16 protein-coding genes are annotated in these 14,368 nt (G+C 71.6%); 8 read left to right on the top strand and 8 right to left on the bottom strand.

Features of this window, described 5'->3' with window-relative positions:
* Positions 1–7: 7 nt before the first annotated feature.
* Together MXD64_RS14985 and MXD64_RS14980 are read right to left on the bottom strand one after the other, a co-directional pair.
* On the bottom strand, positions 8–670 hold the full coding sequence (locus tag MXD64_RS14985; RefSeq protein WP_263136716.1) for a response regulator: 663 nt from the start codon (positions 668–670) through the stop codon (positions 8–10).
* Positions 667–2,373, bottom strand: a complete 1,707-nt coding sequence (locus MXD64_RS14980) for a sensor histidine kinase (protein WP_263136715.1) — start codon at positions 2,371–2,373, stop codon at positions 667–669. Before MXD64_RS14980 ends, MXD64_RS14985 begins: the two co-directional genes overlap by 4 nt.
* A gap of 153 nt (positions 2,374–2,526) precedes the next feature.
* Here MXD64_RS14980 and MXD64_RS14975 point away from each other — a divergent pair, with 153 nt between their 5' ends.
* Positions 2,527–4,020 (top strand): CitMHS family transporter, encoded by a 1,494-nt coding sequence (locus MXD64_RS14975; RefSeq protein WP_263136714.1) that lies wholly within the window; start codon positions 2,527–2,529, stop codon positions 4,018–4,020.
* Between the two features lie 33 nt (positions 4,021–4,053).
* On the opposite strand, the gene MXD64_RS14970 is transcribed toward MXD64_RS14975, so the two are convergent.
* Positions 4,054–5,127, bottom strand: coding sequence for a threonine aldolase family protein (locus tag MXD64_RS14970; protein WP_263136713.1), 1,074 nt, complete (start codon positions 5,125–5,127; stop codon positions 4,054–4,056).
* An 86-nt stretch (positions 5,128–5,213) separates the two neighbouring features.
* On the opposite strand from MXD64_RS14970, the gene MXD64_RS14965 reads away from it, so the two are divergent.
* Positions 5,214–5,792, top strand: coding sequence for a TetR family transcriptional regulator (locus tag MXD64_RS14965; protein ID WP_263136712.1), 579 nt, complete (start codon positions 5,214–5,216; stop codon positions 5,790–5,792).
* An 82-nt stretch (positions 5,793–5,874) separates the two neighbouring features.
* Here the strand turns inward: MXD64_RS14965 and MXD64_RS14960 are convergent, their stop codons facing one another.
* Positions 5,875–6,519, bottom strand: a complete 645-nt coding sequence (locus MXD64_RS14960; RefSeq protein ID WP_263136711.1) for a GntR family transcriptional regulator — start codon at positions 6,517–6,519, stop codon at positions 5,875–5,877.
* A 97-nt stretch (positions 6,520–6,616) separates the two neighbouring features.
* Here MXD64_RS14960 and MXD64_RS14955 point away from each other — a divergent pair, with 97 nt between their 5' ends.
* From MXD64_RS14955 to MXD64_RS14940, 4 genes are all read left to right on the top strand, one after another.
* Positions 6,617–7,324 (top strand): DUF969 domain-containing protein, encoded by a 708-nt coding sequence (locus MXD64_RS14955; RefSeq protein ID WP_017886865.1) that lies wholly within the window; start codon positions 6,617–6,619, stop codon positions 7,322–7,324.
* Positions 7,321–8,403: a DUF979 domain-containing protein gene (locus MXD64_RS14950; protein ID WP_042540668.1), complete on the top strand. Its 1,083-nt coding sequence runs from the start codon at positions 7,321–7,323 to the stop codon at positions 8,401–8,403. The genes MXD64_RS14955 and MXD64_RS14950 overlap by 4 nt, the downstream gene beginning before the upstream one ends.
* Positions 8,390–9,445: a DUF2891 domain-containing protein gene (locus tag MXD64_RS14945; protein ID WP_263136710.1), complete on the top strand. Its 1,056-nt coding sequence runs from the start codon at positions 8,390–8,392 to the stop codon at positions 9,443–9,445. Before MXD64_RS14950 ends, MXD64_RS14945 begins: the two co-directional genes overlap by 14 nt.
* Before the next feature lie 61 nt (positions 9,446–9,506).
* Positions 9,507–9,689 carry a hypothetical protein gene (locus MXD64_RS14940; protein WP_017886862.1) on the top strand — a complete coding sequence of 61 codons (183 nt, stop codon included), beginning with the start codon at positions 9,507–9,509 and terminating at the stop codon, positions 9,687–9,689.
* Positions 9,690–9,741: 52 nt separating this feature from the next.
* Here MXD64_RS14940 and MXD64_RS14935 read toward each other — a convergent pair whose 3' ends face one another.
* From MXD64_RS14935 to MXD64_RS14920, 4 genes are all read right to left on the bottom strand, one after another.
* Positions 9,742–10,044, bottom strand: a complete 303-nt coding sequence (locus tag MXD64_RS14935) for a putative quinol monooxygenase (RefSeq protein WP_017886861.1) — start codon at positions 10,042–10,044, stop codon at positions 9,742–9,744.
* Between the two features lie 63 nt (positions 10,045–10,107).
* Positions 10,108–10,992, bottom strand: a complete 885-nt coding sequence (locus MXD64_RS14930; RefSeq protein WP_263136709.1) for a biotin-dependent carboxyltransferase family protein — start codon at positions 10,990–10,992, stop codon at positions 10,108–10,110.
* Positions 10,989–11,621, bottom strand: a complete 633-nt coding sequence (locus tag MXD64_RS14925; RefSeq protein ID WP_263136708.1) for a 5-oxoprolinase subunit B family protein — start codon at positions 11,619–11,621, stop codon at positions 10,989–10,991. Before MXD64_RS14925 ends, MXD64_RS14930 begins: the two co-directional genes overlap by 4 nt.
* Positions 11,618–12,397, bottom strand: coding sequence for a LamB/YcsF family protein (locus MXD64_RS14920; RefSeq protein ID WP_056069985.1), 780 nt, complete (start codon positions 12,395–12,397; stop codon positions 11,618–11,620). The genes MXD64_RS14925 and MXD64_RS14920 overlap by 4 nt, the downstream gene beginning before the upstream one ends.
* A gap of 168 nt (positions 12,398–12,565) precedes the next feature.
* Here MXD64_RS14920 and MXD64_RS14915 point away from each other — a divergent pair, with 168 nt between their 5' ends.
* Both MXD64_RS14915 and MXD64_RS14910 read left to right on the top strand, forming a co-directional pair.
* Positions 12,566–12,736, top strand: a complete 171-nt coding sequence (locus MXD64_RS14915; protein ID WP_017886857.1) for a hypothetical protein — start codon at positions 12,566–12,568, stop codon at positions 12,734–12,736.
* A 211-nt stretch (positions 12,737–12,947) separates the two neighbouring features.
* Entirely contained in the window at positions 12,948–14,312 is a 1,365-nt protein-coding gene (locus MXD64_RS14910) for an MFS transporter (protein ID WP_052481922.1), read from the top strand.
* Positions 14,313–14,368 lie beyond the last annotated feature (56 nt).

Here is a 14,368-nt window from a genome sequence, read left to right as displayed (position 1 = left end):
GGCTGACTCACCGCCGCACGTACCGGTGCTCCGGCCGCCCCGCAGCCCCGTACCGCAACTGCATCGCCACCGTCCCGTCGGCCGTCAGCTGCGCCAGGTACCGCTGCGCCGTCGCCCGCGAGACCCCGATCGCCGCAGCGACCTCGGCGGCCGATCGTTCTTCACCGGCGACGAGCTGCTCGAGCACCAGCGCAGCAGTGGCCGCCCGGGACGGCGACGCCCCACCGCTGTCCCCGGCGTGCAGGATCCGGAACGCCCGCTCGACGGCCTCCTGGTCGAGCGTCGACCGCTCGTCGAGCACGTTCCGCGACCGCGCGTACGCCTGCAGCCGCTCGGCCAGCACCCCGGCTGGGAAGGGCTTGATCAGGTAGGCGAGCGCTCCGCTCCGCATCGCCCGGCGCACGGTGCCGGAGTCCGAGGCCGCGCTCAGCACGAAGGCGTCGGCGCCGGTGTCGATCGACCGCAGCAGGTCGAGGCCGCTGCCGTCGGGCAGGTACACGTCGACGAGCACCAGGTCCACGGCTCCGCCCGACAGCGCGGAGCGAGCACCCGCGAGGGTCCCGACGGGTTCGAGCGCCCGGAAGCCCGGTACCTGGTCGACCTGCCGCCGGTGCAGGTCTGCGACGTGGAAGTCGTCGTCGACCACCAGCACGGTGAACACGGAACTCACGACACCACTCCTTCCAGTCGGGCGCAGAACACCGCGCCGTGGTCGTCGCCGCCGGGGGAGGCGAGCCACACGTCGCCACCGTGCCGCCGGGCGATCTCCCGCGACAACGGCAGCCCGATCCCGAGCCCGTGCACCTGCGCGACGTCCCCGGACGCGGCGGTCACCGTACTTCGGAGGAACAGCGAGTCCGCGGCACCGTCCGGCACCCCCGGCCCGGAGTCCATCACCGACAGGTGCAGGGTCGTACCGTCGTCGAGCACCTCGACCTCCACCCACGGGGAGCCCCCGTCACGCGTGCGCTCGTCCCCGCGGAGGGCCGCCGTCACCGCGTTGTCCACCAGGTTGCCGAGCACGGTCGTGACGTCGCCCGGCTCGGTGATCGTCCCCTGCACGAGCGTCTCCGCCCCGATCCGCAGCAGCACCCCGCGCTCGGCGGCCTCGACGCCCTTCGCCCCGAGGAACGCCTGCAGGTACGGCTCGGTCAACCGGTCGGCGTGCTGCACCGGGTAGCGCAGCGGCCCGCGCTCCTGCACGTCCGCCAGGTACGCCCGCGCCCGTGCGGTCTCGCCGATGTCGAGCAGCCCCGAGATCGCGTGCAGTCGGTTCGCGAACTCGTGGCGTTGCGCCCGGAGCGCTGTGCTCATCGCTCCGACGGCGTCGAGCCGCCGGGTCAGGGCTTCGACGTCGGTGCGGTCGCGCAGGACAGCGACCCGGCCCAGGTCGCGTTCGTCGCGGGACACGGTGCGGACGTCGACGAGCAGCACCCGGTGCCCGGCGACGATCGTGGCGCTCGCCGGAGCGGCGGAACCCCCGTCGAGCATCGACCCGAGCGGCGCGGGCAGGTCGAGGGAACCCACCGGCTGCCCGACCGGGTCCGCCAGCCCGAGCAACTGCACGGCTTCGGGGTTGCAGACGGTGACGGCCCCCGACGGGCCGATCGCGATGACGCCTTCACCGACCCCGCCGAGCACGGCCTGCTGGTTCTGCACGAGCGTCACGAGCTCCTCCGGCTGCAGCCCGAGCGTCAGCCGCACCAACCTGCGTCGGATCAGCACCGACGCGATCAGCGCGAGCAGGACCGCCGCCAGCCCGGCACCGATCACCGGCATGCTGTCCTCGACCAGGGTGTCGTAGACGCGTGCCCGGGTGAACCCGACGCTCACCTCGCCGACGACGGTGGACTGCCGGGAGGCGCGGCTCGTCCCCGCCCCGCCGGCTGCGGGTGCGGAGACGGGCACCTTCGCCCGCGCCGACTCACCGAGCGTGCCGCGGGCCCAGGACACGGTCTCGCGTCCGGCCAGTGCGGCGTCGGGGGAGGTGCTCACCATCTCGCCGATGCGGTCGACGTCGGGGTGGGCCAGCCGGACACCCCGGTCGTCGGTGACCACGACGAAGAGCGCCCCGGTCCGGCGCTGGGCGGCAAGGGCAGCACGCTGGACGGGCCCGTCGGCGAGGGTCGCTCGGTCGAGGTCGGTGCCGTCGACGCTGAGCCGGGCGACCGCGGCCCGGACGTCGGACTGGGCGGCGACGCTCTGCGCGATCGCCAGTGCGGTCCCCTCGGCAGCGCGCTCGAGCCGGGTGACCTCGATCCGGACGAACACGGCACTGGTCAGGGCGACGACGGCGACGACCACGGCGAGCTGCAGGACGAGCACCTGGGTGGCGAAGCGGAGCCTGGGGCGCCGTGAACGGTCGTCGGTCACGACCCCAGCGTACGGAGGGTGCGCCGACCTGCTTGCGCACAATGCGCAGAATGCGGTCAACGCGCGATGGTGCGCCAATGTGCAGAAGCGCGCCGCGCCTCCAGGCCGGGTCGTAGCGTGCCCGGACCGCCAGACACGGACGAAGGAGTCCTGATGCTCGTCATCCTCGGGTACGCGATGGTCCTGACCTTCATGGTCCTGATCATGACCAAGCGCATGTCGCCCATGCTCGCGCTGATCATCGTGCCGACCGTGTTCGGCCTGTTCGCGGGGGCGGGCCTGGGACTCGGCGACATGGTGACCGAGGCGATCGGCACCCTGGCGCCGACGGCTGCGCTCCTGATGTTCGCGATCATGTACTTCGGGCTGATGATCGACGTCGGCCTGTTCGACCCCCTCGTCCGGTTCATCCTGCGGGTGACCGGCAACGACCCGGCGAAGATCGTGCTCGGGACGGCCCTGCTGGCGGGCGCGGTCTCGCTCGACGGGGACGGCTCGACGACGTTCATCGTGGTGACCGCGGCGATGTTGCCCATCTACCTGAAGCTCGGCATGAGCCCGGTCGTGATGACGTGCGTCGCCGGTCTGACGAACGGCACGCTCAACATCGTGCCGTGGGGTGGTCCCACCGCCCGGGCCGCCGCTGCACTGAAGATCGACCCGACGGACATCTTCGTCCCGCTCGTGCCGTCGCTCGTGGTGGGGCTGCTGCTGTGCTTCACGTTCGCCTGGACGATGGGGCTGCGGGAGCGGAAGCGCCTCGGGCTGATCGAGTTCACCGAGGCCTCGCGGGGTGCACGGGTGCCGGAGCGCGCGAACGCCCGGGCCGGGTCGCGCGTGCTCGCGGCGGTCGGCGGGACCGGCGGCGGGATGTTCACGAGCCCCACGGTCGCGCTCGGGCTGCGCGGCGGGAAGGCCGACGGCCGACGTGCGGACGGCGACGGCGTGGACGGAACCGGTGCGACGGACGAGGGCGCGGGCACCGGCACGATGGCCGAGACGATGCTCGACCCGAACCGTCCGACCCTGCGCCCGAAGCGCATCTGGTTCAACCTGGCACTGACCGTCGCCGTGATGGTGGCGCTCGTGATGGGCCTGCTGCCGCTGCACTTCGTGTTCATGATCGGCACGGCGATCGCCCTGCTCGTGAACTTCCCGCAGCTCAAGCAGCAGACCGCGCAGATCGTCGCGCACGCCCCGAGCATCGTCGGTGTCGTGTCGATGGTGTTCGCCGCCGGGGTGCTGATCGGGGTGCTCGACGGCACCGGGATGGTCGCTGCGATGGCCGACTGGCTCGTTGCGGTCATCCCGGACTCGATGGGCCCGTACCTGGCGGGCATCACCGGTGTGCTGAGCATGCCGCTGACGTTCTTCATGAGCAACGACGCGTTCTACTTCGGCATCCTGCCGGTGTTGTCCGAGAGCGCTTCGGCGTACGGGATCACCCCGGCCGAGATGGCGCGGGCCTCGGTCGTCGGGCAGCCGGTGCACATGCAGAGCCCGCTGGTCCCCGCGATCCTGCTGCTGGTGTCGCTCGCCAACGTGAACCTCGGCGACCACCACAAGAAGGTGCTGTGGCGGGCCGCCGTGGTCGCGATGGCGATGCTCGTGGTGGCGATCGTGGTGCGGGTCATCCCGTTCGGGTGATCTGACCGCCGCGCCGGAGTGCGCCGGGCCGGCTCAGGCGGGGTCGAGCTCGCGCGTCAGGGCTGCGACGAAGTCGTCGACGTCCTGCTCCGAGGTGTCGTACGCGCACATCCACCGCACCTCGTTGCGGCTGGCGTCCCAGTCGTAGAACCGGAAGTGCTCCCGCAGCCGGTCGGCCACGCCGGCGGGCAGGGTCGCGAAGACCCCGTTCGACTGGGTCTGCTGGCTGAAGCCGACACCTCGGATGCTGCCGTCGGCGATGCCGGCCTCGAGTGCACCGCGCAGGCGGGCGGCCATCGCGTTGGCGTGCCCGGCGGAGCGCAGGTACAGGTCATCGCTGAGCAGGGCGATGAGCTGGGCGGAGACGAACCGCATCTTCGACGAGAGCTGCATGTTGATCTTGCGCAGGTAGTGCAATCCCTCGGACGCGGAGGGGTTCAGCACGATGATCGCCTCGCCGTGGAGCATGCCGTTCTTCGTCCCGCCGAAGCTCAGCACGTCGACGCCGGCGTCGGTGGTGAAGTCGCGCAGGGGCACCCCGAGCGATGCCGCGGCGTTCGAGATGCGGGCGCCGTCCATGTGCAGCGTCATGCCGAGCGAGTGCACGTGGTCGGCGATCGCCCGGATCTCGTCCACCGTGTAGGCGGTGCCGAGCTCGGTGGTCTGGGTGATCGACACGACGAGCGGCTGCGCACGGTGCTCGTTGCCCCAGCCCCAGGCCTGTCGGTCGATGCGCTCGGGGGTGAGCTTGCCGTCCGGTGCATCGACCGTCAGCAGCTTGATGCCCCCGATGCGCTCGGGTGCTCCGGCCTCGTCGGTGTGGATGTGCGCGGTCGAGGTGCACACCACCGCACCCCAACGCGGCAGCATCGACTGCAGGCCGACGACGTTCGCGCCGGTCCCGTTGAACACCGGGAACGCTTCGGCCTGCGACCCGAAGTGCTGCCGGACCACCTCGTGGAGACGCGCCGTGTAGACGTCCTCGCCGTACGCGGTCTGGTGGCCGTCGTTGGCCTCGGCGATGGCCGCGAGGATCTCGGGGTGCACGCCGGCGTAGTTGTCCGAGGCGAAGCCCCGCAGGTCCAGGTCGTGGAGTCGGAGGGTCACTCGTTCATCCTAGGTTCGGGGGATCAGGTGCCCTGAGCGACGGTCGCACCCGCGTCGCGGGCCGCGTGATCGGTACGGTGGTCGCCATGGCCCGATTCACGCCCCCAGCCGCTGACGCGATGCGCGCACGACTCCTGCTCGCCGCGCGGGACGAGTTCGCCGCGGTCGGACTGGCCGCCGGCAGGGTCGAACGGATCGGTGCCGCCGCGTCGAGCAACAAGGCGCAGGTCTTCCACTACTTCGGCAGCAAGGAGGGCCTGTTCGACGCCCTCGTCGCGGAGACCATGACCGAGACGTTCGCCGACGCCCCGCTCGACACCGCCGACCTGGCCGCCTGGGCCGGCGGGGTGCACGACTCGTACGTCCGTCGCCCCTGGGCCCAGCGGCTCGCGACGTGGCACCGGCTCGAGCGTGCCGACGTCCCGCTCGAGTCCGTCGCGACGAGCTACGCCGACGCGGTGGCCGAGGTCGAGCACGCCCAGCGCGCCGGGGTCCTGCCGCGGGCGTTCCGTCCGGCGGTGCTCCTCGGGCTCGTCCTGCACACCGCGGCGTTCTGGAGCGCGACCGCTCCGGAGTACGAGCCGCTGGTGCAGGCCGTGACGCCGCCGCGGCGTCGCCAGGTCGTGGTGGACGCGGTCACGGCGCTGCTCGGCGGGAAGTCCTGACCGAGGGCTCGACCGGCACCAGCGCGACCGCGATCGGACCGGGCGGGCGGGGCGGAGCCGCGCCGGGCCTCCTGGCCGTCCCTCAGTCGGCTGCGCCGGCGGCGACCCGCAGCGTCCGCTCCGCATCGTCGAGGTAGACCGCGAGCAGTGCCGAGGCGGCGTCCTGGTCGCCACCGCGCAACGCGGACACGATCGCGTCGTTGCGTTCGACGAAGTCGGCGTGGAACGACGCCGGGTCGGCGGTGGTCAGGAACGCGAGTCGCATCTCGGCGAGCAGGCCGTCCATCAGGGCGTGGATCCGCTCGCTCGGCACCGCGCGCACGAGTTCGGTGTGGAACCGGATGTCGGCGGTGCCGACGGCGCCCCAGTCGCCCGCGGCTGCTGCGGCCCGGGCGTCCGCGACCGCTGCGGCGGCCGCGGCGAGGGCTGGCGAGTCGGGGGAGCAGGCACGCACAGCGGCTTCCTCGAGAACCCGCCGAGCCGCGTAGAGATCGGTGACGTCGGCGGCGGAGAGACGTCGGACGAACACCCCGCGGTTGAACACGTGCTCGACCAGTCGGTCGCGGGCGAGCAGCCGGAATGCCTCGCGCAGGGTGTTCCGCGACACCCCGAGCTGATCGCTCAACCGCTCCTCGGACAGCTGCGCCCCGGGGGAGAAGCCGCCCGACGCGATCATGGTGCGCAACCGCGTGGCCGTGGAGTCAGCGCCGCCGACGGTTCGGGTCATGGCACCGATCCTGGCACGGGCGGCGTTTGTGAAGGGCGTGTTACAGAGCAGAACCGGCTCTTGCGATTGTTGAACAATGCGGTCCAGACTGTCCCGCATGTTCGTCCTCATCGGCGTCGCCGTCGTCATCGTCGGCTTCGCGTTGCGCGTCAACGCGCTCCTCGTCGTCACGGTCGCGGGCATCGTGACCGCGGCCATCGGCGGGATCGGTCCCGTCGGCATCCTCGACGCGTTCGGCAACGGGTTCGCCTCGAGCCGGTCCGTCACGACCTTCGCGCTCGTCCTGCCCGTCATCGGCCTGATCGAGCGCTACGGCCTGCAGGACCAGGCGAAGCGTCTGATCGCGAAGCTCGACAAGCTCACGACGGGTCGTCTGCTCGCCGGCTACCTGGTGATCCGGCAGGTCACCGCGGCGGTCGGCCTGACCAGCATCGGTGGCCCGGCGCAGACCGTCCGCCCGCTGGTCTACCCGATGGCCGAGGGCGCGGCGACGAAGAAGTACGGGCGGATCGACGACCGCATGCGCGAGAAGATCAAGGGCTACTCGGCCTCGTCCGACACCGTCGGGGTGTTCTTCGGCGAGGACGTCTTCGTCGCGGTCGGCTCCATCCTGCTCATCACGACGTTCGTCGACGCGACCTACGGGCTGTCGCTGGAACCGATCGACCTGGCCCTGTGGGCGATTCCGACGGGCATCGCGGCGCTGATCGTCCATGGCGGACGCCTGCTGCTGTTCGACCGCCGACTCGACAAGATGGCGGCGGACGCCCGTGCCGACGCTCCGACTCTGGGGGCCGCAGCGTGATCACCAGCGAATGGCTCTACTGGCTCATCGGCGCGTTCTTCATCGCCGTCGCCGTCCTGATCGTCACCGACACCGCGCACGCGAAGCGCCTGGGCAACGCCGCGTTCTGGGGCATCCTCGGCCTGTCGTTCTTCGCCGGCACGTTCGTCGCCGCTGGCAGCATCCCGCCGTGGACGCTCGGCATCGCCGTCCTCGTGATGGTCGCGCTCGCCGGACTCGGCTTCACCGGCACGACCAGCCGCACCCGGGTCGCGAGCATCCCCGGCGCCGGTACCGGTGCGGAGACCGGCCCCGCCGAACCAACCGGCGTGACGCAGAAGATCACGAGCGCGGGCAGCGGCAGCACGAGTGTGCTCGCCACCACCAGCCCGGACGAGCGTGCCGCGTTCGCGACGAAGTACGGCAACCGGCTCTTCATCCCGGCCTTGGTGGTGCCCGTGGTCGCCGTGCTGGTCGCGACGCTCGGCCCGCTCGTCTCGTTCGGCGGCGAACCGCTGCTGGCCGAGGGGAGCGCGACCCTGACCGGCTTGGGCATCGGCTCGGTCCTCGCCGTGGTCGTGGCCGTGTTCGTCCTGCGCCCGCCGAAGATCGCCACCCCGATCCGCGAGGGCGGTCGGCTCCTGCAGGCGATCGGCTGGGCGGCGCTGCTGCCGCAGATGCTCTCGACCCTCGGCATCGTCTTCACCCAGGCGGGGGTCGGCGACGCGGTCGGCACGATCATCAAGTCGGTCCTTCCCGACGGCTCGCTGCTCGCCGCAGTGGTCATCTACTGCCTGGGCATGGCCCTGTTCACGATCATCATGGGCAACGCGTTCGCCGCGTTCCCGATCATGACGGCCGCGATCGGCTGGCCCGTCCTGGTGCAGGGCTTCGACGGCAACCCGGCCGCGATCTTCGCGATCGGCATGCTCGCCGGCTTCTGCGGCACGCTCGTCACCCCGATGGCCGCGAACTTCAACCTGGTGCCGGCTGCCCTGCTCGAGATGCGGGACAAGTACGGCCCGATCAAGGCGCAGATCCCCACCGCCGCCATCCTGCTCGTCGTCAACATGGGAGTCATGTACCTTGTCGCATTCTGATGCCGCCCCGATCGACCTGACCCGGGCGGCCTGGGCCGACCGCTTCGCGGCCGTCGCCGCGGACAACACGACCCGTGAGTACCCGTACGCCGCGCACCACGCGACGTCCGGGCCGGACGACCGGGCACTGCCCGTCGAGCTCCACCCCGCCTTCGCCACGTCGTACGACTGGCACTCGTCGGTGCACATGCACTGGCTCGCGGCGCGCCTGGTCGCGCACGGTCTGCCCACCGACCTGGAGGCCCGGCTCACCTCGATCCTGCAGGCGCACCTCACGACGGATCACCTGGCGACCGAGGCCGCTTACCTGCGCGAGACACCGCACTACGAGCGCCCCTACGGCTGGGCCTGGCTCGCACGGCTGGCCGCCGAGGTGTCGGCATCCGAGGCGCCCGCCGTCCGGGCACTGGCACCGGGGTTCGCGCCCGTCGTCGACGTCCTCGAAGACCTGGTCGTCCGGTGGATCGACGGCGCCGCGCACCCGGTCCGGCACGGCGTGCACTCGAACTCGGCGTTCGGGCTGCTGCTCGTGCTCGAGGCCGCCCGGTCACTCGACCGTCCGGCCCTGGCGGCAGTGGTCGAGGGGGCAGCACGGGACTGGTTCGGCGCGGACGCCGGGTGGCCGTTCGCCTGGGAAAGGAATGGGCACGACTTCCTGTCCGCCGGTCTCGCCGAAGCCGACCTGATGCGTGCGGTGCTGCCCGCTGCGGAGTTCTCGACGTGGGCCGTTGGCTTCTTCGCCGCGGTGCAGCCGGGCGACGCGATCCTGCGGTCGACGGTGGTGCGCGACGAGAACGACCCCCAGCAGGTGCACCTGTTCGGGCTCGACCTGTCGCGGGCGGGATCGGCCCGGCGCATCGCGGACGCACTCCGTGCCGGCAGCTCGGACGACTCCGGCATCGCGGACCTGCTCGACGACGCGGCCGACCGGCTGCTGACCTCCGGGCTCGCGGCGAGCGTGGGCGAGGAGCACTACTCCACCCACTGGCTGGCGAGCTTCGCCTGGGACGCCATGGAGGCCCGGGAGTACGCCGCTCGCTGACCGGCTTCGGGGTGGTGATCGTCTGCGGACACACTGAGGATCCGGAGGTACCTTCGGGGCCATGAGCGATCCGAAGGACGACGAGACCCTCGACGACTTCCGCGAGGCGCAGGAGACCGACTACGAACCGGAGCCGACCGTGCTCGACCCCGACGACCTCCCGGTGGTCGACGACGCGGACGACGAAGTGCTCCCCGACGACGAACGGCCGGTGCCGCTCGACACCGACGACGACGTGGTCTGACCGACCGCGGCCGACGCCGACCCATGCGCCGTGGGGCGGCGCCGGTGTCGGCTCAGTGGAGCGGGATGGTCCGCGCGAAGGTGCGGGTGACCGGTGTCGCTTCGAGGAACGGTGCCATCGCCGGAGCACCCTCGGGCGTCGCACGCCAGGCCACGTACGTGTCGTGGTCCGCGGCGGTCGTCCACGACTCGACGACGACCATGCGCGCCGGGTCCTCGTCGTCGACCAGGACCTCGAGCGACTCCAGGCCGTGGAACGACGCGGTCTGTTCGAGCGTCTCGCGGATCGCACCCTGGAGCGCGTCTTCGGGGGCGTCGCTCTGGAACTGGACCTCGAGCAGGACGGTGATCGACATGGGGAACCTTTCGTCAGCGGTGTCCAAGCCAACTCCGGACCCCCTGCGCTTGTTCCGGGTCGGTCAGTCGAGGATGCGGAACCGGAGCGGATCACCAGGCCGGAGCTGCGCGGCACGGTCGACCGACCGGGGCGTCAGGACCGCGACGACCGGGTAGCCGCCGGTGACCGGGTGGTCGGCGAGGAACAGCACGGGGAACCCCTCGGGCGGCACCTGCAGCGATCCCGTCTCGACACCCTCGCTCGGCAGCTCGCGTGTCACGGAGCGGGCGAGCGGCGTCGCAGCCGTGGTGCGTACCCCCACGCGGTCGCTGTCCGCACTGACGGTGAAGTCCTGACCGGTCAGGGTCGATCGCCACTCCGGGGTGAACCAGTCGTCGCGCGGCCCGGGCACCACGTCGAGCACGACCGGCTCGTCCGGCCACCGCGGTTCGGGCTGCGGCACCGCGTCGACGACCGGCCACGAGACCCGGGCTCCGCCGACCGGCAGGAGGTCGCCGGCCGACAGCGGCGGCGGACCGAGGCACGCCAGGGAGTCCCACGAGCGGCTGCCGAGCACCGGTTCCACCGCGAAGCCCCCGAGGACCGCGATGTAGGCGCGCAGGCCCACGGTCGCGGTGCCGATGCGGAGCGTGTCGCCCGGGGCCAGCAGCAGCACCTCGTGCGAGGCCGCCCCGCGGACCGATCCGTCCGCCCGCTCGACCTCGACCGGGCAGGCCGCGCCGGTGGCGGCCGCCACCACGTACGCGTCGGTGCGGAGCGTGACGGAGCCGAGCACGGCCTCCAGGACGGCCGCGTCGGCACGGTTGCCGACCAGTCGGTTGGCGAGTGCTGCGGACCCGCGGTCGGCCGCGCCGGCCGCCCCGAGGCCCATGTCGCTGAAGCCCGGGCGACCGAGGTCCTGCGTGGTCACGCCGTAGCCGACCTGCACGACGGTGAGCGCGCTCATGCCGCACCCGCCACGACGAAGCGGACGAGGGTGCCGGCTGGCGCGAGCGCCGGGGGCGTGCGCTCGAGCGACCACATCGGCACGTCGGTGCGGCCGATGAGCTGCCAGCCGCCGGGCGATGTCCGCGGGTAGACGGCGCTGAACTCTCCGGCCACCGCGACGGCACCGCTCGGGACGGCCGTGCGGGCGGTGCTGCGGCGGGGCAGGTCGAGCGGTCGATCGCTGCCGGTCAGGTAGCTGAAGCCCGGGGCGAAGCCGCAGAAGGCGCTCGTCCAGAGCTGCCCGGTGTGCCACGCCACGAGTTCGTCGCGCCGCATGCCGGTCAGTTCGGTGACGGTGTCGAGGTCATCGCCGTCGTAGGTGACGGGGATGACGAGCGGTTCGGTGTCGTGCGCTTCGCGCGTGGCGCTGACCGGGATGACGTGCGCCAGCTCCGAGCGGAGCCGACCGGCGTCGGTCGTCGCGGGGTCGAACCGGAACAGCAGCGTCCGGGCGCCGGAGACGATTTCGGTCAGGCCGGGCAGGGAGGCCTCGTCGAGCCCGGCGCGGAAGGCGACGACCTCGGCGAGCGACTCGAACGTGGCGAGGAGTGCGGTGCCGCCAGCGGAGCGGACGTCGGGACCCGTCACGGCGCGAGCGGTGCGGGCAACACGAACGGCGCGATCGTCACGCCGTGCTCGGTCAGGAGTGCTCGGATCGCACGGGCCATCGCGACGGCGTCGGGGGAGTCGCCGTGCACGCACACCGAGTCGGCACGCACCGCGATCTCGGACCCGTCGACGGCGATCGCGACGCCGTCGGTGACCATGCGGAGCACCCTCGCCGCGACCTCGTCCGGGTCGTGCAGCACCGACCCCGGCTGCTTCCGGGACACCAGCGAGCCGTCGGGTTCGTAGGCACGGTCGGCGAAGGACTCGCTCACGGCGCGGAGCCCGTGTCGTTCGGCCGCCAGCAGCAGTTCCGACCCGGGCAACGCCAGCACGGCGAGCGACGGGTCGACGTCGGCGACGGCGCGGACGACCGCCTCGGCCTGCACCGGGTCGGCGCAGGCGGTGTTGTACAGGGCGCCGTGCGGCTTGACGTAGGTGACGGCCGCGCCGGCGACGTGCGCGGTGGCCGCCATCGCCCCGAGCTGGTGGACGACGTCGGCGTACAGCTCGTCCGGTGTGACGTGCACGGGGCGGCGGCCGAAGCCGATCAGGTCGCGGTAGGCCACGTGGGCGCCGATCGCCACACCGCGTTCCGCGGCGGCGCGGGCGGTGGTGAGCATGATCGTCGGGTCGCCGGCGTGGAACCCGCACGCGACGTTGGCGCTCGAGACGACGTCGAGCATCGCGGTGTCGTCGCCCATGGCCCAGGCGCCGAAGCCCTCGCCGAGGTCGCTGTTCAGGTCGATCGTCGTCACGGGTGCTCCCTGTCGTCGCGGGTTGTTGAACAATCTACCGAGCGCCCCGGCCCGTGTCATCCGCTTCCCCCGCTCGGACGGTGGATTCCGAGGCGGGGCACGTACTGTCCGAGTCCTCAGTACCCCGGTGGCGGTGCCGCCGGGTCGATCCCTGCACTGGAGCAGCTCATGACCGACAGCAGCAACACGCACGACGCCCCGAAGAACGACCCCGAGGGCACCGAGAAGCCGGGCGGCCTCGGCGACGACAACACCATCCCGAACAACCCCGACGGCCTGGCCGCGGGCCACTCGGGCGACGACTCGCACTTCAACCCGGAAGAGGACGGCGAGCAGTAGCGGCTCCTTTCCGGCCTGCGGGTCGATGCAGAACGACACCGTCGTTGTCCTCCGACAACGGCGGTGTCGTTCTTCGTCGGCACGCATCCGCACCGACGAAACAATCAGAGCAAAACCTTCCGGCCTGCGGTTTCCGGTGCTACAGTCCCGATCACCTAGCAGCGCTAGGTATTCGAGGGCCCCGAAGCCCCCTATGACTCGAGGAGGAGTCATGTCGACACCGTCGTCGAAGGAAGAACCCACCCGCGGCATCGCCGGGACCGCGTCCCCCGCGGTCACCGCAGCCGCCGGAGCCACCGCCACGGACGCTGCTGCGTCCCGAGCGTTCTCGGTCGAGGGCATCACACAGTCCGTCAGCACCGTCCGGGTGGGTCGCGGGTACCTCTGGGGCCTGAGCTTCGCCCAGTTCGGCCTGTTCGTCGCCCTGCTCACCCCCGTCTTCGTGAGCATGTCGATCAAGGCCACGGAGCTGAACCCGACGAGCCCCGAGACCGTCGTCGGCTCGGTCCTGCCGTTCGGAGCGCTCGGTGCCCTGTTCGCCAACCCGCTGTTCGGTGCGCTCTCCGACCGCACCCGAACGCGGTGGGGTCGTCGTCGCCCGTGGATGGTCGGCGGCGTCGTGGTCTTCGTCGGATCCCTCGCCTGGCTCGCGTTCTCGCCCGACGTGCTGCAGCTCACCCTGGCCTGGGTGCTCGCGCAGGTCTCCGCCAACGCGGTGCTCTCGACCCTGACGGCGAGCTTCGCCGACAACGTGCCGGAGTTCCAGCGCGGCAAGGCCTCGAGCGTCATCGCGCTGGCGCAGAACATCGCGATCCTCGCCGGGCTCTACCTGGCCGTGTACCTGGTCGGCAACCTGCCGGTCCTGTTCATCGCACCGGGTGTCCTGGCGATCGTCGCGGTCCTCGTCTACTCGTTCGTCGCCCGTGACGACCTGCCGACGACTCCGGTCAAGCCCTTCAGCTGGGTCAACCTGATCAGCTCGTTCTGGACGAACCCGATCAAGCACCGCGACTTCGGGCTCGCCTGGTGGGGCCGCTTCCTCATCACCTTCGGCACGTTCATGTTCACGACGTACCGACTCCTGTACATGCAGGACCGCATCGGGCTCCCGCAGGGCGAGGCAGTCGGGGTCGTCGCGTTCGGCGTGCTCCTGTACACGATCGCCCTGCTCGTCAGCGCAGCGGTCTCCGGCTGGGTGTCCGACCGGATCCAACGTCGCAAGGTCTTCGTCTGGGGCTCGACGGCCATGACCGCCGTCGGTCTGGTGATCCTGGCCCACGTCGACACGGTCGGCGGGTTCTACTTCGCCGAGATCGTCCTGGGCTTCGCCTTCGGCATCTACGCCGCCATCGACACGGCCCTGGTCGTCGACGTGCTGCCCGACCCGGAGCGCCCCGGCAAGGACCTCGGCGTCATCAACATCGCGAACGCGTTGCCGCAGTCACTCGCCCCCGCCGTCGGCCTGTTCCTGCTCGGCATCGGTGGCGGCCAGAACTACACGCTCATGCTCTGGGGTGCCGGCGTCGCCGTCATCCTGGGTGCCCTGGTGATCCTGCCCATCAAGTCGGTCCGCTGACCGACGCGACCGCCTGGAGGCGCGACCTGCGTCCGTGACGCACGCCGCGCCTCCAG

Origin of the sequence: Curtobacterium sp. Arg-1 (assembly GCF_025643395.1) — a bacterium.
GTDB lineage: Bacteria > Actinomycetota > Actinomycetes > Actinomycetales > Microbacteriaceae > Curtobacterium > Curtobacterium poinsettiae.
Note: the sequence above shows the minus strand (reverse complement) of the source record. Positions and strands in the feature narration are given on the sequence as shown.